Source organism: Catalinimonas alkaloidigena (assembly GCF_900100765.1).
GTDB lineage: Bacteria > Bacteroidota > Bacteroidia > Cytophagales > Flexibacteraceae > Mooreia > Mooreia alkaloidigena.
In genome coordinates, this window is the sequence record NZ_FNFO01000002.1 from 654,536 (window position 1) to 672,141 (window position 17,606).

At 53.9% G+C, this 17,606-nt stretch carries 22 protein-coding genes; 13 read left to right on the top strand and 9 right to left on the bottom strand.

What is annotated here, in order from left to right; genetic code table 11:
* Positions 1-497 precede the first annotated feature (497 nt).
* From BLR44_RS06205 to BLR44_RS06220, 4 genes are all read left to right on the top strand, one after another.
* On the top strand, positions 498-908 hold the full coding sequence (locus BLR44_RS06205; protein WP_089680332.1) for a c-type cytochrome: 411 nt from the start codon (positions 498-500) through the stop codon (positions 906-908).
* Entirely contained in the window at positions 905-2,029 is a 1,125-nt protein-coding gene (locus BLR44_RS06210) for an XdhC family protein (protein WP_089680334.1), read from the top strand. The genes BLR44_RS06205 and BLR44_RS06210 overlap by 4 nt, the downstream gene beginning before the upstream one ends.
* 16 nt (positions 2,030-2,045) lie before the next feature.
* Positions 2,046-2,678, top strand: coding sequence for a nucleotidyltransferase family protein (locus BLR44_RS06215; protein WP_089680336.1), 633 nt, complete (start codon positions 2,046-2,048; stop codon positions 2,676-2,678).
* Positions 2,679-2,899: 221 nt separating this feature from the next.
* On the top strand, positions 2,900-3,940 hold the full coding sequence (locus BLR44_RS06220) for a LacI family DNA-binding transcriptional regulator (protein WP_089680338.1): 1,041 nt from the start codon (positions 2,900-2,902) through the stop codon (positions 3,938-3,940).
* A 4-nt stretch (positions 3,941-3,944) separates the two neighbouring features.
* Here BLR44_RS06220 and BLR44_RS06225 read toward each other — a convergent pair whose 3' ends face one another.
* Entirely contained in the window at positions 3,945-5,741 is a 1,797-nt protein-coding gene (locus tag BLR44_RS06225) for a DUF885 domain-containing protein (protein ID WP_089680778.1), read from the bottom strand.
* A 192-nt stretch (positions 5,742-5,933) separates the two neighbouring features.
* Between BLR44_RS06225 and glgP the strand changes: the two genes are divergently transcribed.
* From glgP to BLR44_RS06240, 3 genes are all read left to right on the top strand, one after another.
* The gene (gene glgP / locus BLR44_RS06230) at positions 5,934-7,520 is read left to right on the top strand and encodes an alpha-glucan family phosphorylase (protein ID WP_089680340.1); all 1,587 of its coding nucleotides are present in this window, start codon (positions 5,934-5,936) and stop codon (positions 7,518-7,520) included.
* 115 nt (positions 7,521-7,635) lie between these two features.
* Complete coding sequence (locus BLR44_RS06235) at positions 7,636-7,914, top strand: hypothetical protein (protein ID WP_089680342.1); 279 nt, start codon at positions 7,636-7,638, stop codon at positions 7,912-7,914.
* On the top strand, positions 7,914-8,549 hold the full coding sequence (locus BLR44_RS06240) for an HD domain-containing protein (protein ID WP_089680344.1): 636 nt from the start codon (positions 7,914-7,916) through the stop codon (positions 8,547-8,549). Before BLR44_RS06235 ends, BLR44_RS06240 begins: the two co-directional genes overlap by 1 nt.
* Before the next feature lies 1 nt (position 8,550).
* Here the strand turns inward: BLR44_RS06240 and BLR44_RS06245 are convergent, their stop codons facing one another.
* Positions 8,551-9,033, bottom strand: coding sequence for an MOSC domain-containing protein (locus BLR44_RS06245; RefSeq protein ID WP_245705983.1), 483 nt, complete (start codon positions 9,031-9,033; stop codon positions 8,551-8,553).
* Positions 9,034-9,151: 118 nt separating this feature from the next.
* Here BLR44_RS06245 and pth point away from each other — a divergent pair, with 118 nt between their 5' ends.
* Positions 9,152-9,712, top strand: a complete 561-nt coding sequence (gene pth / locus BLR44_RS06250; protein WP_089680348.1) for an aminoacyl-tRNA hydrolase — start codon at positions 9,152-9,154, stop codon at positions 9,710-9,712.
* A gap of 2 nt (positions 9,713-9,714) precedes the next feature.
* Positions 9,715-10,167: a D-aminoacyl-tRNA deacylase gene (gene dtd / locus BLR44_RS06255; protein WP_089680350.1), complete on the top strand. Its 453-nt coding sequence runs from the start codon at positions 9,715-9,717 to the stop codon at positions 10,165-10,167.
* 8 nt (positions 10,168-10,175) lie between these two features.
* On the opposite strand, the gene BLR44_RS06260 is transcribed toward dtd, so the two are convergent.
* Complete coding sequence (locus tag BLR44_RS06260; protein WP_089680353.1) at positions 10,176-10,547, bottom strand: VOC family protein; 372 nt, start codon at positions 10,545-10,547, stop codon at positions 10,176-10,178.
* A gap of 64 nt (positions 10,548-10,611) precedes the next feature.
* Complete coding sequence (locus BLR44_RS06265) at positions 10,612-11,277, bottom strand: S24 family peptidase (protein ID WP_089680355.1); 666 nt, start codon at positions 11,275-11,277, stop codon at positions 10,612-10,614.
* Positions 11,278-11,445: 168 nt separating this feature from the next.
* Here BLR44_RS06265 and BLR44_RS06270 point away from each other — a divergent pair, with 168 nt between their 5' ends.
* Both BLR44_RS06270 and BLR44_RS06275 read left to right on the top strand, forming a co-directional pair.
* Complete coding sequence (locus BLR44_RS06270; protein WP_143017155.1) at positions 11,446-11,655, top strand: hypothetical protein; 210 nt, start codon at positions 11,446-11,448, stop codon at positions 11,653-11,655.
* A 37-nt stretch (positions 11,656-11,692) separates the two neighbouring features.
* Entirely contained in the window at positions 11,693-12,064 is a 372-nt protein-coding gene (locus BLR44_RS06275; protein ID WP_089680359.1) for a VOC family protein, read from the top strand.
* A 92-nt stretch (positions 12,065-12,156) separates the two neighbouring features.
* Here BLR44_RS06275 and BLR44_RS06280 read toward each other — a convergent pair whose 3' ends face one another.
* Genes BLR44_RS06280 through BLR44_RS06300 form a run of 5 tightly spaced genes read right to left on the bottom strand, consistent with a single transcriptional unit; the run spans position 12,157 to position 16,313 of the window.
* Positions 12,157-12,819: an alpha/beta fold hydrolase gene (locus tag BLR44_RS06280; RefSeq protein ID WP_089680361.1), complete on the bottom strand. Its 663-nt coding sequence runs from the start codon at positions 12,817-12,819 to the stop codon at positions 12,157-12,159.
* Positions 12,819-13,454, bottom strand: a complete 636-nt coding sequence (locus BLR44_RS06285; RefSeq protein WP_089680363.1) for a flavin reductase family protein — start codon at positions 13,452-13,454, stop codon at positions 12,819-12,821. The genes BLR44_RS06280 and BLR44_RS06285 overlap by 1 nt, the downstream gene beginning before the upstream one ends.
* Positions 13,455-13,464: 10 nt before the next feature.
* Positions 13,465-14,052, bottom strand: a complete 588-nt coding sequence (locus tag BLR44_RS06290; RefSeq protein ID WP_089680365.1) for a DUF6992 family protein — start codon at positions 14,050-14,052, stop codon at positions 13,465-13,467.
* Between the two features lie 48 nt (positions 14,053-14,100).
* Positions 14,101-14,757: a LysE family translocator gene (locus BLR44_RS06295; RefSeq protein ID WP_089680367.1), complete on the bottom strand. Its 657-nt coding sequence runs from the start codon at positions 14,755-14,757 to the stop codon at positions 14,101-14,103.
* Positions 14,754-16,313 (bottom strand): GH3 family acyl-acid amido synthetase, encoded by a 1,560-nt coding sequence (locus BLR44_RS06300; RefSeq protein ID WP_089680369.1) that lies wholly within the window; start codon positions 16,311-16,313, stop codon positions 14,754-14,756. Before BLR44_RS06300 ends, BLR44_RS06295 begins: the two co-directional genes overlap by 4 nt.
* Between BLR44_RS06300 and BLR44_RS28550 the strand changes: the two genes are divergently transcribed.
* Together BLR44_RS28550 and BLR44_RS06305 are read left to right on the top strand one after the other, a co-directional pair.
* Positions 16,306-16,533 carry a hypothetical protein gene (locus BLR44_RS28550; RefSeq protein ID WP_143017156.1) on the top strand — a complete coding sequence of 76 codons (228 nt, stop codon included), beginning with the start codon at positions 16,306-16,308 and terminating at the stop codon, positions 16,531-16,533. The two genes, BLR44_RS06300 and BLR44_RS28550, sit on opposite strands and share 8 nt — an antisense overlap.
* Complete coding sequence (locus tag BLR44_RS06305) at positions 16,530-17,198, top strand: YggS family pyridoxal phosphate-dependent enzyme (protein ID WP_089680372.1); 669 nt, start codon at positions 16,530-16,532, stop codon at positions 17,196-17,198. Before BLR44_RS28550 ends, BLR44_RS06305 begins: the two co-directional genes overlap by 4 nt.
* Positions 17,199-17,606 lie beyond the last annotated feature (408 nt).

A 17,606-nucleotide genomic window follows, 5' to 3' on the forward strand; every position in this document is an offset into this window, starting at 1 on the left:
CAAAGGCTCGCTTTTTTAGTGTTCGTGCAGGCTGTACGAGCGATAAATGCGAAAGGAAAATGAGATCAGAAGAGGAGGAGACAGTTTGGGTATTTGTGGGAAAGGGGCGTTTTCCGGGTGGCGTGTTCAGGAAACTAAATGTAGCCCATGGATCAAAGCCAACCGATTGACAGGTGTATTGACCTCGTATCCATTGGACATCAGTTGCTTCGAGTGGGCAGTGAAGCATCAAATTATAAATTTGAGTCCTACGAAACTCACAGAGAAGGCTCGTGATCCTGATTGTATTGGCAGCTTCTCTTCGGCTAGTCAGCCACATTATCACTATATGGAAGGCGAAAGAGCGTAAGAAGCGTAGTGCTGGCTTTAGGATAGGTTCAGACTCACTCCGGTATTTTCTTTTATAACCATGCGGGCGGGGCTTTACGTAAAAAGCTAGGCGTCTCTTCGTGACAAGAACCGAAGAGACGTTGCCATTTTTTTGATAATTTACTCACATGAAACTCACCCTTATTCTGGCACTGCTGAGTGTGGTGGTGCTGCCCTCTTTTGTAGAATCGAACGACGATGACCTGCAGGCCAGCATGGAGCGGGGCAAAACCGTTTACAGTAACCTGTGTATCGCCTGCCATATGGCCGAAGGGCAGGGCATGGCCGGGGTTTTTCCGCCGTTGGCCGAATCCGACTACTTGATGGCCGACAAAGCCCGTTCGATCAAAATCGCCTTGGTGGGCCTGCAAGGTCCCGTTACCGTAAACGGTGTCACGTACCAGGGCGCAATGCCCGCGACAGGATTGAGTGACCAGGAAGTAGCAGACGTGCTGAACTATGTGCGGAACAGTTGGGGCAACAAAGGCGAAATTGTAAAGTTGGAAGAAGTGAAAAAAGTACGGGAGGGAACAAAATGAAAGAGATCAAAGCCATTCTGGAAGCCTACGACCGGGCAGTAAGCAGCGAAGCACCGCCCGTAGCCCTGGCAACGGTTGTACACGTACGCGGGTCGTCGTACCGACGGCCGGGTGCCCGGATGCTGATGTTTGAACGAGGACGTTGGATCGGGGCCATCAGTGGGGGATGCCTGGAAGGCGATGCCCTGCGGAGGGCGCAGGAAGTGACGCGCAGCGGCGAACCACGCCTGGTGACGTACGATACTACCAACGATGCCGACGCGCGCAGCCTGGGCGTCGGGCTCGGGTGTCAGGGCGTGATCGACGTGTTGATCGAACCTTTGGTGCATCCGGCCGCGCAGCAGCACCTAGATAGCCTGCGCACGTTGGCAGAACGGCGCGAGGCGTCGGTGCTGGCCACGGTTTTTCGGACAGAAGGTACGCTGGAACTACCGCTGGCTCTGCACCAGCTGGTGTCCCGCCAGGAGCCCATCGCACCGCTTTCTACCGATAGTATCGACGAAGTGCTGCAACAGGAACGCTCGGCCGTGCGCACCTTCACGACGGCGGAAGGGAGTGCCGATGTATTGCTGGAATACGTAGCGCCTGAACTTGAAGTGCTTATTTTTGGTGCCGGTTTCGACGCCCAGCCGGTGGTGACATTGGCCCACCAACTGGGCTGGCGCGTCGTCGTTACAGACGATTGCGTTGTGCACGTAGCGCCCAAGCGATTCCCTGAAGCTTCGTGTGTGGTGTATGCAGGCCGGACCGAAGCCGTACCGCAGTTGCAACCCGGACGTTTCTCGGCGGCGGTGTTGCTTTCTCACAACTACGAATACGATCTGGCCGTTTTACGGACGTTGCTGCCTACAGAGGTAGCGTACATCGGCATTTTGGGCCCGCGTAAAAAATGGGAACGGATGCAGGACGCGCTGGCGGCTGAAGGCGCGCCTACGGAAGATCCGCGCATTTTTTCGCCCATCGGGCTGGACCTGGGTGCCGAAACGCCCGAGGAAATTGCCCTTTCGATCGTAGCCGAAATTCAGGCTTTTTTCCGGAAGCGGACCGGAGGGATGCTGCGTAACAAAACAGGTCCGATTCACGTACCTATAGATTCAAAGAACGTAGAACTCTCTCTTTAATTCCCTTTACTGTCTTATGCCTAAACGTAAATCTACTGTCGGGGGAATCATCCTGGCAGCTGGAAACTCGTCCCGTATGGGAGAACCTAAACAACTCCTTCCTTTTGGTGAACTTAACTTCTTACAACACGCCGTTTCGATCGGCACCGAAGCGGGCCTAGAGCCGCTGGTCGTGGTGTTGGGCGCCAACGCTTCCAAGATGCGCCGCGAATTGCTGAAATACCCTGTGCAAATGGTCATCAACCGCGATTGGCAGACCGGCATGGGGTCGTCCATTCAGGTGGGAATCAAAGCCCTCCGCCAGTTGGCACCGACGTTGAAGGCCGCGGCGATTATGCTGTGCGACCAACCGCTGATCGATGCCGCTTACATCAAGCAACTGGTGGCGGCTTACAAAAAGTCGCCGAAAGAAATTGTGGCTTCGCGGTATAGTGGCGAACCCAACGGCAGGACCATCGGCGCACCTGCTTTGTTCTCCTGCGAATTGTTCGACGAGTTAGAGCAACTGAGCGGCGACGAAGGAGCCCGTCACATCATCCGTAACCATTTGACTGATGTCGAGTTGCTGGATTGCCCGCATGGCTTGCTCGATGTGGATACGCCCGAAGCATATTCTCAACTCATGCAACAGACCCAAGCTGCCGTCTAGAAAAGACTTTTACCGTACTTCTACAAGAACCCTGCTTTTGTAAAAGAGTAGGGTTTTTTTACGACCCAAGGGCCTTCTTTTGCCGGAAGTGATTATGGTTTTGCCTTGAATTCCCTCTTAGGGTAAAAGAATTTTTCCATTCCGTACTCGAAATGAGGGGTGTGGTACAAAATTTTTATATTTAGGCAAACCTTTGCACTCTGACCACGGCCTCCCATCTCATGAAGAAAACTCAGGCAACCATAGTTGATATTGCCCACGCACTTAACATTTCTCCTTCTACCGTGTCGCGGGCGTTGAAAGACCACCCGCGCATCAGCAAAAAGACCCGCGAAGCCGTCAAGGCGCTGGCCAAAGAGCTAGATTATCAACCCAACCCCCTGGCCCTTAGCTTGTTGAATCGACGCACCCACACCATCGGGGTGATTTTACCGGAGATTACGCACCACTTTTTTTCGGCGGCGATCAGCGGCATTCAGGAAACGGCGCTGGCGGCAGGCTATAACGTGATGTTCTGCCAATCGAACGAACGACAAGAACAGGAAGAAGCCGCCGCCACAACGCTGCTTCGCAACAAAGTCGACGGGCTGCTGGCATCCATCACCCGCGAAACCAAATCGGACGAACATTTTGAGGCCTTTCGGCGGCGGGGCGTGCCGGTGGTGTTTTTTGACCGTGCTCCCGAAACACAGGGCGTCTCGAAAGTGGTGGTCGACGACTACGACGGCGCTTTTCAGGCGGTGGAACATTTGATTGAACGCGGGGCGCGCCGCATTGCGCACCTGATGGGCTCGGAATCGCTGCCGATTAGCCACGAGCGGTTGCAGGGATACCGGGCAGCGTTGAAAAAACACGGCCTTCCGACCGACGAAGAACTGATCGGCTATACCAACATTGAGCGGGAACAGACGCGGGCGGCTACAGAAAAGTTGCTGGCGCTGCCCCAGCCACCCGATGGCATCTTCGCCTTCAACGACTACATCGCGCTCTTTACGCTGCAACTGCTGCGGGAGCGGAAAATCCGCATTCCCGAAGACATCGCGCTGGTGGGCTTCTCGAACGATCCGCTCGGAACCATCGTGGAGCCGCACTTGACCACCATTGCTCAGCCCGCTTTCGAGATGGGGCAGACGGCTACGCGCATTCTGTTGGAACAGATCGAAGCCGGAGGAGATGTGGAAGTTGAACCCACCACCACGATTTTGCGCACGCACATGATCGTACGCGGCTCGTCGGTCCCTGAAGCCGAAGCCCTGCTGTAACGCGTCACTTCGAGGCCGGATGGTTTTCTAACATCAACTGACGGATGTATTTGACCGGCGCACTGCCGTAGCTGAGAAATTCTTCGTGAAAGGCCTTCAGGTCAAAGTCGTCGCCCATGCGCTGCTTTAGCTCCTCACGCAGGGCATAAATTTCGGTGAAACCGGTGAAGTAGCTGCTGAGTTGTACCTGCGACAGCCGCGCACGTCGCCATTTTCCTTCGGCTTCGGCGCGTTCCTGAAACGCTTCCCCAATCAGGAAATCGTACGCCTCTTGCTCCGAAAAGTCGGTGGTCTGCACCAAGTGGTCGAGAATGGCGTTGGTCGTGACGCGCAGGTTCCACTTGTCGTACATCAGCCACATTTCCGGCGAATTTTCGTAGCCTTCTTCCAGCATCATCAGTTCGCTGTAAACCGCCCAACCCTCTACCATCGCACCGTTGCCGAACAAGCTTTTGATGATCGAGGGGGATTTGTTGCTGTACACCAACTGGGTATAGTGGCCCGGAATGGCCTCGTGAATGTTCAGGATCTGTAGTGTGTACTGGTTGTACTCGCGCAGGTAACTCTCGGCCCCGGCGGCATCGTAGTCATCCAGCGGTGTCACATTATAGTACGTATCGGCTGTCGGATCGTACGGCCCGGGGGCGGAAACTGACGCCCCTGCGCCACCGCCCCGCATGTAGAGCGGCGTTTCGCGCACCACCAGCGGCTTTTCGGGGTCTTGCGTCAGCAAATCGTGTTGGTCCACAAAGGCAATCAATTCCGGAATCTGCTGCCGAACGGTTTCTACGAACGCATCGCGATCGGTGTGGGTTTGTGCTACCGCGTCGATCACCCGCCGGATTTTTTGCAGGGAATCGGTGGGTGGCGTTTGCCCCGAAAAGTACTTGGGCCAGAGCAAATTGGCCAGCGAGTCCATGTGGTGGTGAAGGTATGCCTTCCGGTCCAGCGCCTTCTGGTACACCTCGTCGGCCGTATACCTGGACACAATGTCGAGCGCAAACTTGCGCCGGAACGGTTCCGGCCCGATGCGGAAACTTTTGGCCGAGGCGGGTGTCAAACGGGTTTGGGTTTCTTTCAGAAATGCGATGTAGGCCTCAATGGCGTGCCGGGCGGAATCGAGCCGGGCCTGAAACTGCCCTTTCTCTTCGTCGGTGAGTCCCGATGCCGCCAGTGAATCGACCATGGCCGGGCCGAACACCGCCGTAAGTGCGCCCTGATTTTGCAGGATTCCCAGCTCGGTATGGGGGAGGGTCGGGGTGCCCAGCGTGGCGCGGGCCGTAGCGTAGTAGGCGGGAACGTACTGCAGGCGGTTGGCAATGGCCCGGAGGCGGGTGTCGCGGGCGTCGTAGCGGCCGTTCAGAATTTCCGCAAAGCTGCCGCCCACGTTCCAGGTGGCGGGATTCCAGGTGTAGGCCTGAAACGTATCGGCGTACCACACTTCCGATGCAATCAGGTCCTGCAAGATGTAGTAATCGATCTGATTCTGAGTGGAAAGCGAATCGACTGGATAGGCCGCCAGGCTATCGTGCCAACGGGCGTAGAAAGCTGCTTCCTTTTTACGGAACTGGGGCGTCGGAATGGTGAGCAGCGAGTCGTGTTCGTGCCGTCCTGCCCACAGCGCCGACGTAGGATTCAGGTCCCAAAGCGCTTCGACCATATGGTTTTTGAGCGAGTCGAACCGGATGTCGTAGCGTACCGGCCTCTCCTGCGGTGTAGGAGAACTGCATTGGCAGAGCGCCAGAAGGGCCACCAAACCCGCCAGCGTAGGAACGAAACAGTTGCGTTTGAAATATGACATAAAGAAGGAAAAGTGCCTGAAAATCAGATAAGAAAAATATGAAAATTTACTCAATGTCGTAATTTGGAGGACCTTTTTCGAAAGTGCCACTTTTTATTTTTGATTGTAAACGATAAGAATTTGAGCGTGCATACTATCGAACATCCGTACTCTTATGACCCCAAGTATAAGACACGTGCGGCGTATTTCTGTATGGAATTTGCCATCCACCAAAGCCTGAAAACCTACTCGGGCGGACTGGGCTTTCTGGCCGGGTCGCACATGCGGAGCGCCTACGAGCTGAAACAGAACATGATCGGCATCGGCATGTTGTGGAAATACGGCTATTACGATCAGGTACGAACCGAAGACAACACGATGAAGGTGCTGTTCCGGAAGAAGTACTACAACTTTCTGGAAGACAGCGGCATTATGGTGCCCGTCTACGTCAACAACCACCAGATTTACGTCAAGGCCCTGTACCTGCGGCCCGAGGTGTTCAACACCATTCCGATGTATTTCCTGACGACCGACATCGACGAAAACGATCACCTGGCGCAGACCATTACCCACCGGTTGTACGACAGCAACACGGCCACGCGCATCGCGCAAAATCTGGTGTTGGGCGTCGGGGGCGCAAAAGTCGTGGATGCGCTGGGCGGTGCCGACATTTACCACATGAACGAAGGCCATGCGCTGCCGCTGACGTTCCATCTGTACCAGAAGTTTGGCCACGACCTGAACGAAGTGAAAAAGCGGGTATGCTTCACGACGCATACGCCCGAAAAAGCCGGGAACGAAGAGCACAACATCTATCAGTTGCATCAGATGGGCTTTTTCTCCAACCTGCCGTTAGAAGAAGTGCGTCAGATCACCGGCATCGACACGGATAGTTTCAGCCATAGCTTGGCGGCGCTGCGCCTCTGCAAAATCGCGAACGGTGTATCCGAATTGCACGGCAAAGTGTCGCGCGACATGTGGGGCGAAAATTCTGGTATTGCCAAGATCATCCACATCACCAACGCGCAAAACAAAACCTACTGGGCCGACAAACAGCTGGCGGGTAACCTGGCTTCCGGCGACGACGAAGCGCTTTTCCACCGGAAAAAACACCTAAAGAAGCGGTTGTTCGAAACCGTGGCTGACCAGACCGGGAAGATTTTTGACAAAGACGTGTTGACCATCGTGTGGGCGCGGCGCTTCGCCGAATACAAGCGCGCGGACCTGATCAAGCGTGATATTATGCGTTTCAACCGCCTGATCAACAACGACAAGTATCCTGTGCAGATCATCTGGGCAGGCAAACCGTATCCGTTCGACTACAACGCCATCAGCCGTTTCGATCACCTGGTGACGTCCAGTTACAAAACCAAAAATACGGCGGTGTTGGTCGGCTACGAACTGGCGCTGTCGATGCTGCTGAAACAGGGAGCCGACATCTGGCTGAACACGCCGCGCCGTCCGCGCGAGGCGTCGGGCACCAGCGGCATGACGGCGGCCATGAACGGAGCCATCAACTTTTCGATTTCCGACGGCTGGGTACCGGAATTTGCCGAGCACGGCAAAAACGCGTTCATCATTCCGCCGACTGACCCGACTTTGCCGATCGACCAGCAGGATACGAACGATTACGAAAACCTGATGGGCATTCTGGAAAACGAAATTCTGCCGCTGTACTACGACCGCCCGAAAGAGTGGGAAAAACTGGTGAAGCGCAGCATGCTGGAAGTGACGCCCCGCTTTGATTCCAACCGCATGGCGGACGAATATTACGAGCTGATGTACGACTACCACGAGTAGTCTTGGTCAACGACTACTTTGATGCGCTGCGTTGCCTCCGGGCAGGGCAGCGTTTTTTGTTGCGCAGAGGTGCGGGAAGTGGCGTGTATCTGAGAATATCCGTAAGTTGTTGGCAATGATGCGTCTACAAGGTCTGTTAACCCGGGGGCGGTGGCTGGCATTCGGGGTGTTGCTGTTGGTTCTGACAAACCGTTGTCAGCCCAAAGAAGCGCCTGATTTGTGCGACTGTGTGCCCGTCGACGAGCAGGGAAACTGGGACATGCACCTCAGCGAAGGGTGTATTCAGCAATTTATCGACCGTTTTGGAGAAGATCTGCACGGCATGGAACGTTGGTTTCGGGACAGTTGCTCCACGTACCGGGCGCGCAAAGAGAAACCGGAAATTCAGGCGTGATGGAAGAAGAAGCTTTGGAAGGCGAGTGGATGCGGTTGGTGGCGCCTTACGAAGTGGCGCCGATGCTGACGGAAACCACGTGGCAGGAGCTGCACGGGGCCTATACTGCTCCACAGCGGCATTATCATACCCTGGCGCACGTCGCCGCTTTGCTGACGTACGCAAAGGAATTCAGGTCGGCATTGCCCGATTACGATGCCGTGCGATTTGCCATCTGGTTTCACGACGCGGTGTACAATCCGTTACGGAACGACAACGAGCTGCGCAGCGCGCAACAGGCGATTCACTTTTTACAACAAACGCGTTTTGAGTCCGTGCGCCTCCAACAGGTAGCGCACTGGATCAGACGCACACAACGGCATCAGGACCGGGAGCCAAACGAACCTGTTGAACTGCACTGGTTTCTGGCTTTCGATTTGGCGGTGTTGAGCGCTTCGCCCGCCGTGTACCAGCGCTATGCTCAGCAAATTCGGCAGGAATACCGTCACGTACCCGACCTGCTGTACAAGCCCGGACGCCGAAAAGTGCTGGAAGCGTTTTTGAACGAACCCACCCTTTACCGAACTGCTCATTTCCAACAGCGGGAGGCGCAAGCTCGCGAAAATCTGCGGGCGGAACTAGAAAAGCTACATTAGGTTATAGGGGCACGATAGCATCGCCCCGACGGATGGTGCCGCCCTGAATGACACGGGCTGTAATGCCGCCGTGCTGACGCATGGCGTTGTACCCACCTGGCCCCAGGTTCTTTTCCATCTTCGAACAGGGGTGGCATTCGCCGGTCCATTCCAGAATCACCTCCTCGCCAATGCGGAATTGTCGTTCTTTCAGCGCCAGCAGGTTCAGGCCGCGCACCACCAGGTTGCGCCGCACCAGTCCCGGATCTACGTCCTCCCGGTGGAGATACGATGCCACGGCCGTGAGATGCTCGGCATGAATCAGCGTTACGGCGCGTTTGTCGCTATTTTTTCCCGAAAAGCGATCACCCTTCAAGCCCTGACCGGGCTGCACCTCTACTTCGTCTACCACCTGCATGGGAGCATCGCGTCCGGGACGCAGGCCGATCCACTCCAGCGCGCCGGCGTGGGGGTGAATCTGCATCAGGTCATTTATCGTTTGCACTTGGAAAGTTGGGGATTAGCCGCTTCTTTGCGGTCCGGTTGCGGTCCGGTTGCGGTCCGGTTGCGGTCCGGTTGCGGTCCGGTTGCGGTCAAAGATCGCTAAACCAAACGAAATTATCATGAAATATCTGATTGCCTGCCTGGGCAACATCGGTCCTGAATACGAGCTTACGCGTCATAACATTGGTTTTCTGGTCGCCGACCGGCTGGCCGACCAGCAAAGCACCACGTTTCGCTCCGGTCGGCATGCCTTCACGGCCGAGTTCAAATACAAGGGGCGTACCATTTATCTGATCAAGCCGACGACGTACATGAACCTGAGTGGTAAGGCGGTTAACTACTGGCTGAAAGAACTGAAAATCCCCGTTGAAAACCTGCTGGTCGTTACCGACGATCTGGCGCTGCCTTTTGCCAAACTGCGTTTGAAAGGCAAAGGCTCGAATGGCGGCCACAATGGGCTAGGCAATATCCAGGAAGTGCTGGGCACAACGACCTACGCACGCTTGCGATTCGGCATTGGCAGTGAGTTCTCGCGCGGACGTCAGATCGACTACGTATTGAGCAACTTCAGCAAAGAAGAGATGGATGAAATTCTGATTCCGATCGATCGCGCCTGTGAAATGATTCTTTCGTTTTGTACGGTGGGGATCGACCGGACTATGAACCAGTTCAACCAGTAAGTATGATTGCCGTCATTCAACGTGTCAGCGAAGCCTCGGTCACCATCGATGGCAATGTGCGCGGCGCCATCGGAACGGGATTGCTGGTGCTGTTGGGCATTACGCACGACGACGGAGACGAAGACCTGACGTGGCTGAGCAAAAAGGTAGTACAGCTGCGGATTTTTGGCGACGAGGAAGGAAAAATGAACCGCTCGTTGCTCGACGTAGGTGGTGACTTGCTGCTGATCAGTCAGTTTACGCTCCATGCCAGTACCAAAAAAGGCAACCGGCCTTCGTACATCGAGGCGGCTCGTCCCGACGTGGCTGTTCCGCTGTATGAGCGGATGATTGAGCAGTTAACGACCGATCTGGGCAAGTCCATTGCCACCGGCGAGTTTGGCGCCGATATGAAAGTGCGTCTGTTGAACGATGGTCCGGTCACGATCGTCATCGATACGAAAGACCGCAAGTAAAACCGAACCTACGTCAGGGAGAAGTGGGGATTGTGAATAATGCCGAAGACGTTGTCCCAGGGATCTTTCACAGCGGCGACCCAAATGCCTCCGCCCACTTCCTGAGGTTGCTCAAACTCTTTCGCGCCCAGCGCTAGCAACGCCTCATAGTTCTTCTGAACGTCGTCGACGCCCCAATACGTGACAACACTGGCGGTTTTGTCCGGCTCATGCGCTTCGGGCTGAAGTCCCAGTTCGTAGCCCGCTACGTTGAAACCCACGTAGAACGGTTCGTCGAAATAAGGAGGCATGTGCAACACCTGTGAATACCACGTTTTTGCCTCGTCGATGTCAGTCACTTTGTAGATAGTAGTGCGGAGGCCCAGGAAGGGAGTGGACATAGGAGAGAGGAAGTTGAGTGAAATGCTATAAAAAAGGCAGCGGAAACGCTGCCATAAGATCTATCTAGTTGCGGGTGATTTTGGCTTTGTAGCGCCAGACTTCCAGGATGTCGGCGGCCATCACCACGTCGGGTTTGTATTCCGGGTTTTCCGATTCGATGATCACGGCGCCGCGTTTGCGGACGGCGTTGATGCACCGTTTCACCAAGATGCCTTCTGTGCTGACAATCACGTAGATGTCGCCATCTTTAATTTCTTCCAGAGATTCGATGTGCTCGCAGATGAGCAGATCGCCGGGCTGAATGATGGGCTGCATACTGTCGCCGGCTACTTCGAAAATGCGGTATGTACCGTTGGTGAAACCGGGAATGCTGAACGTCTGCAGATCGCGGATGAACGAAGGATCGTTCAACAGACGCGGATAACCAGCCTGCGCCTTTACGGGAACGAAAAGAATGTTTTCGCGGGTTTCGGTGGGGTCCAGTACAATGACGCGGGGTGGCATTTTATTCAACGGTTGGTTTACTTTTTTCTCTCCGGTTTCAATGTACTCGGGGGTGGTGCCGTAGAGTGCAGCGAGTTTCCGTAAAACTGGCACTTTAATCCGAACATTAGAATCTTTCTCGTAAACATTTATACGACTATGGCTCACACCCACCCGGCTGCCGGCTTCCCGTTGTGTGAGGCCGGTTTGTTTCCGTAATGTCGCTAGTCGCTCTGCTTGGTTCATGGTCCGCCTTGAGTTCGTTTTTTACAAAAGTAGAGGAAAACGCACCATTTCAAAAATTTGGTTCTAAAATTTTAGGTACGAACTGGTGTGTTTTGGTTTGTTTTAGTACATTTGACAAGTCTTTCAAACACTACTGTTTTGGTCCAGATTCGTCACCTCATCCACAACATGGTATTACCTATCATGAACCAGCGGCTCAACCTCACTGAGCAACGCGAATTGCGTCGTTTCCTCGAATATCCGGATGCGCTTCACGGGTGTCATGTCCACATTGGGCGGGAGCGACTGTCGGTGCTGCAGCAGCTTGCCGAAAAGCAGTACATCGAATGGGTACGCCACGACCACGGCGTCGATTATTTCCGGCTTATGGTAGAGTAAGCTTCCCTCGAGTTCTCATCCTTAAACCCGATACCTCATGAAAAACTCGTTGAACTGGTTCGAAATCCCAGTAGCTGATTTTGACCGTGCACACCGCTTTTACAGCATAATTTACGCACATCAGCTCCCGATTCAGGAGTCGGATGGTTACCGTATGGCCATGTTTCAGGACACTATGGAGCAGGAAGGAGTAGGGGGAGCAATCGTGGCTGGAGCGGGGCAGATACCCGGACCCGCCGGGGCAAAAGTCTACTTGAATTTGGGCGATAATCTGGACGAAATTCTGGCCCGTGTCGAGCCGGCCGGCGGGAAGATTGTCATTCCGGCTACGAAAATGCCGGAGTATGGGAGTTATGCCGTATTTGAAGACACCGAAGGAAATCACGTAGGGGTACACACGTATAATTAGCCTCTCTCAATCAGCAATTTTTCCTACGTGACCCGACCCTGTCCGCATTGCGGGCGGGGTTTTTTATTGGTTTGTTTTGGGTAAATGGTACATCAGGAGTTCTGTTTTGGTTCGTTCGCCAACAAGGCACTCAGTTGTCGATTGATCTGCTCCGCCTGTGTAAGCACCATCAAGTGGCCTCCCCGATGAATCGGCACAAAACCGTGTATGCGCGCCGGTGGCAGGAGTCGGTCACGGGTGCCGTGGAGACGCAGGTGAATTAGCTGTCCTGTGTTGCCTGACCATGCCAACCCCTGTTGAAGTGCCCAACGCAAAAAATCGACATCAGTATCGTGCAATATGTTGCTCAAGAGGCCACGCGTACGTGCGTTATCGGCGCCAAACATCCAGTACGTAAACGGCGTAGGGATGCGCAGCAGCGACATGGGAAACCACCGCGTGATGCGAAGCTTGCCAAGCGCCCGGAACAGGGGTGGAAGTTCGTGCGGGTGCACGAAACTGGAAATCAGCACCAACCGATGCGGCGGGCGAAATCGAGACATCACCTGTGCCACGATGCCTCCAAACGAAACGCCTACAAAAACGCATATTTCTGGTGAAGTCACCTGCTCAGCAAGTCGTCGCGTGTAACCCTCCAGGGTTTCTTCTGGGCGTACGGGGAGCCACTGCAGGTACTGCTTGGTATGGCCAGGAAGAAATATATCCTGAAACACACGCTCGTCGGCTCCCAATCCTGGGAAGAAGACCAGGTGCATTACTGCGCCAGTTTGCCCTCGGCCCGGGCGTACGGCAGGCGTGTGAGTCGCTTGGGTTGGTAGTACGCATCCAGGCCGACCGATGCGACCGTATTGGCCGCTTCGAGTGCAACAAAGCCATCTTCGTCCAAGATGGATTCATCCACCATGACTTCGATCACCTCGCCTACCATAAAAATGGTGTTGTTGGCTTTGATCAGGTGTTGTTCCGTAAACTTCAAGCCAATGCGGATATGGCTCTCGGTCACGTAAGGGGCGGGGTGGGCTTTGGTATAGAAGGGGGTTAAACCGCACACTTCGAACTCGGACGTACCTTCGTCGTAATTGGCCGAGGTCTGATGAGCTTTCTCGACAAAATCGGCGTGAACGGCATTCATCGTATAATGGCCGATGGCCTTGATGTTGTCGAACGTATGACGTGGTACGGTCAGGGGACGCAACACAAAACCCAGATAGGGGGGATTGGCACCTACGTGTACCACCGAATTGAAAACTGCCAAATTGGTCCGTCCATTCTCGTCAGCGGTCCCAATCAGGTTCGCCGATTTGAATCCCGCTACAGAGTTGATGAGTTCGCGCCGAAAATTGCGCTCCATATGTTTCAGGTCGTGCGCAGAAAAGGTAACAGTCGACATAAGTTCAAGCTTAAAATTTCCACAGAAAGCCCGTGCCCGTGGGGGCTGGCTCTACACGTTGTAGCCACACGTTCAGTTGACGTCCGTGGCGGTTAAAGAAGAAAAACATGGTGGAATCGAACAGCAGAAGAAATCCGCCTTGTAGGATGAGGGCCCGGCCGTAGCCTCGCCAGCGCACCTGGTGGTTCTCTTCATTATTCGCCCGTTCGCGCAGGTACAGGCCGGTAGCAATGTACCCTACGTCGAGGCCGGCATTGAAGAGGAGGAGTTTTTCCATACGCTGTTGCATCGCAAACGTTTCAGCCATGGAATATGAGGCAGGCGGTTGGGCACGGAGCCATTGGTATACACCCGCCCCAACAAAAGCCAGGTTCACCAGGTTCCAATATACATTCATCCGGTGAAATTCGCGAGCTTCTCCTGTACTTTGCCTGAGCATCAGGCCGTTAACGGCCAAATTGCCTACGCTCCACGTGCCCAGCGAAAGGGTGGTGAGGCGTTCGAGGCGTTGGCGTCCGGCATTGAATTGCGCCAGATTTTGTGCCTTGGTGCTTAAGCTCAGGAGAGCTGCCAAGCCGGAAAGGAGAATGTTTTTCATGCATATGGGGCGTATCTTCAGGTAAGAACGCCCCGCGACCCGAAAGGTTTACCAGACGAGTTCGTCGAACGAGCGATATGCAAACAGCAGGAGGTACAACCCTACGCCCGCCAACACGATCCCGGCCAGGCGATTCAGCCACGTCAGCAGCGTAACGGTGATGAACCGGCTGAGCTGCCGCGATAAGTAAACTTTCAGGATGTCGGTCATGAATACCGTACCCAACAAACCCAGGTAAAAAAGAAAGTCATGCCAACGGGTGTAATGCGTACGCAAGGCCACTGTGCTGGCCACCCCTACCCAAAACAGGAGTACAAACGGATTGATGCCGTTCAGCAGCATGCCTTTGGTAATCTGGCGCCCCGCGTCCCGGCGGCTGATGCCGAAACGATCGGTTTGGAACGAGTCAGTGGGAGCTAAAGAAGGTTTTTTGAAAAACGACCCGATGCCGAACCCAATCAGGATAAGGCCGCCGATCAGCCCGAGGGTCAGGTTCACGGTCCCATTGTCGCTTGTGACGCGGCCCACGCCCAGGTACGTTGCGGCGGCGTATAGCATGTCGGTCAGAAAGATGCCGGTTACCAGCAATAAACCCGCCCGAAATCCCTTCTGGATGCTATTTTGGAGCAACGCAAAAAACACCGGACCAATCATAATGGCCAGCGAAAGGCCGAAGAAAATACCGCTTCCCAACGCCTGAATCATGCGTCGATGCCTTCCTCGCGGAGAAACGCTTCCCACTGGGCCAGCGTGTTTTTCTTCAGCACGCGTGGAAATTTATTTTGACCGCCTTCTTTCCCTTGCAGTTTCATCCACTTGTAAAAAAGTGCGGAGGGCACAATTTGCACAGAAACCTCTTTCAGGGCCGCAATCCGCTCTACCCGGTAGTCATCGTTCAGTACTTTCAGGTGATCGTCGAGGCGCTGGCGAACTTCGGCCGCGTTGGCAGGGTCGTCGGTGCCGATCCACCAGCGATGAGCAAACAGTGAGTCATGTGGAATGCCCGCTACGCCGAACTCTTTGATGTCGAGGTTCAACTCTTCGGCAACGAGCCGCACGGCTTTGTTCATGTTGTCGACCGACAGGTGCTCACCACATAAACTCAGGAAATGTTTGGTCCGCCCTGTAATCACAATTTCGTTTAAAGCCCGGTTGGTCAGCTTGACGGTATCGCCAATCAGGTAGCGCCAGGTGCCCGCACAGGTGGAGAGCAGAAGCGCATACTCTTTCTCTTCCTCAATCTGGTGAATCATGAGGGTCTCCGGATCGGCCACTAGTTCGCCGTTGTCGTCGAAGTTTCGGTCGTTGAACGGCACAAACTCCATGAAAATACCGTTGTCGAGCACCAGCTTCATCCCATCGGGATTGGGGCGGGACTGGTAAGCCACAAAGCCTTCGGAAGCCAGATAGGTCTCGATGTAGGTAAGCGGATGCGCCAGCAGCTTCTCGAACCCTTTGCGATAAGGCTCAAACGAAACCCCACCGTGGCAATAGATCGTCAGGTTCGGCCAGATGTCGTGAATGGTCGCTACCTGATAGTGATGAATGATTTTCTCCAGCAGGATTTGAATCCAGGCCGGAACGCCCACAATTACGCCGATGTCCCAATCGCTGGCGCGCCGGGTAATCTCATCGAGTTTGGCATTCCAGTCGGTTTCTTTGGCGATTTGCGGCCCTGGCTTGTAAAAGTGCTGGAACCAGAACGGAATCTGGCTGGCCTGGATGCCGCTCAGGTCGCCTTCAAAGAAGGTCCCGCTGTAATTAAGGTGCGTGCTTCCGCCCAGCATCAGGATGCCCTTCTCGAAAATATTGGTCGGGAGGTTGTAGTACCCTAACGTGAAAATCTGCTTGGTGCCCGTCCGCTGAATGGCCCGGGTCATCTCCTTAGTAATGGGGATATGCTTGGTAGACGCCTCGGAGGTGCCCGAGCTCAACGCAAAGTACCGCACCTGTCCGGGCCAGCATACATCCCGCTCGCCGGCTTTCGCCCGTTTCCACCACTGTTCAAAAATCTGGTTGTAATTGTAGATTGGGACGTTACGACGGTAGAGGTAGTAAAACTCGTCGGGCTGAGGCGTAGCAAAGCTGTGCAGGATTTCCCGAAAGCCGTACGCCTGGCCAAATTCGGTATCGCGTGCCTTGGTGAGTAGTTTCTTCAAGACCTTACGTTGCATCTGCAGCGGTGTGGGCAGGAGAGGACGCAACGTGGTTTTCTGTCGGAGCTTAATACCTCTCTTAATAAGCGATCCCAGAATGGGCATAAAAATAAGTTTGTTAAACGGTGCTTGTCAGCGTCAGGTGGCAAAAATAGAAGATTTGCTTGCTATCGGTAACGGCAACACCCTGAGGTTTTGGCGGTTATGTAATGAAGATACCACTTTTAAAGAAAAAACAAATCAAATTGGAGGGCGCGCTTGCCGCAAGGCTTTTGCCAAATATGGGCGATATGGCCTAGCTTTACCCCAAAAGTTTGCAAAATGAGCACAATTTCTCATCAATTATCTCACTACCGTCAAATTGTACAGCCTTACGGAGCCAAGCTAGTGGCCGTCAGCAAGACAAAGCCTGTAGAGATGCTGCAGGAAGCTTACGAGGCGGGGCAACGTGATTTTGGAGAGAACAAAGTGCAGGAAATGGTAGCCAAACAAGCGGAAATGCCGGAGGACACGCGCTGGCACCTGATTGGCCACCTGCAAACCAACAAAGTGAAATACATCGCGCCGTTTGTCCACCTGATTCATTCGGTGGATAGCCTGAAATTGTTGCGGGAAATCAACAAGCAGGGTCGAAAAGCCGACCGGGTCATCGGGTGCCTGTTGCAGATCTACATCGCTTCAGAAGAAACCAAATTTGGGCTTTTGCCGGAAGAGGCACGCGAGCTTCTGGCCTCGGAAGAGGTAGCGCAGATGGAACACATCCAAATCCGTGGGTTGATGGGCATGGCGACTAATACCGACAACGAAACGCAGATTCGCAGCGAGTTTCGGTCACTGAGGCAACTGATGGAAGCATTTGCATTAAAGTTCGAAGGACCTCAGGTAGCGTGGACGGAACTATCGATGGGCATGAGCGGCGATTACCAGATGGCCCTCGAAGAAGGCAGCACCATGATTCGCGTGGGTAGTTCCATCTTCGGAGCACGCTAACACCATGAGAGTCAGGCGATAGGGTTTGAAGCGAAGGAGGCTGAAATCAAGTAAGGTAAATCCTGGTCCGATCACCGGAGCCACTATTTATTTTCTATATTTAAGAAGAAAGCACAAGTTGTCATAAGAAAAATCCGTTATAGAGGAAATAGCTTTTCGTGCTGTAAGGGTTGTTTTTGTTTATTAATGGAGCAATTAGGTGTTTTTGTCTAAAATTTAGATAAAAATATTTATTTTATCTAAATTGAGGTAGCATTCTACGTGAATCCTCCGTGGTGCTCAAGGTTATAATTCAGATATTTGGCTAATCACCATCTGTCATAGTATCGCTCCGCCAAGCATCTCTCAATTTCTAAATAACCTACTGGTAGCACACCATGTTTGGCTTCTCCACAGGCGGCAGAAGAT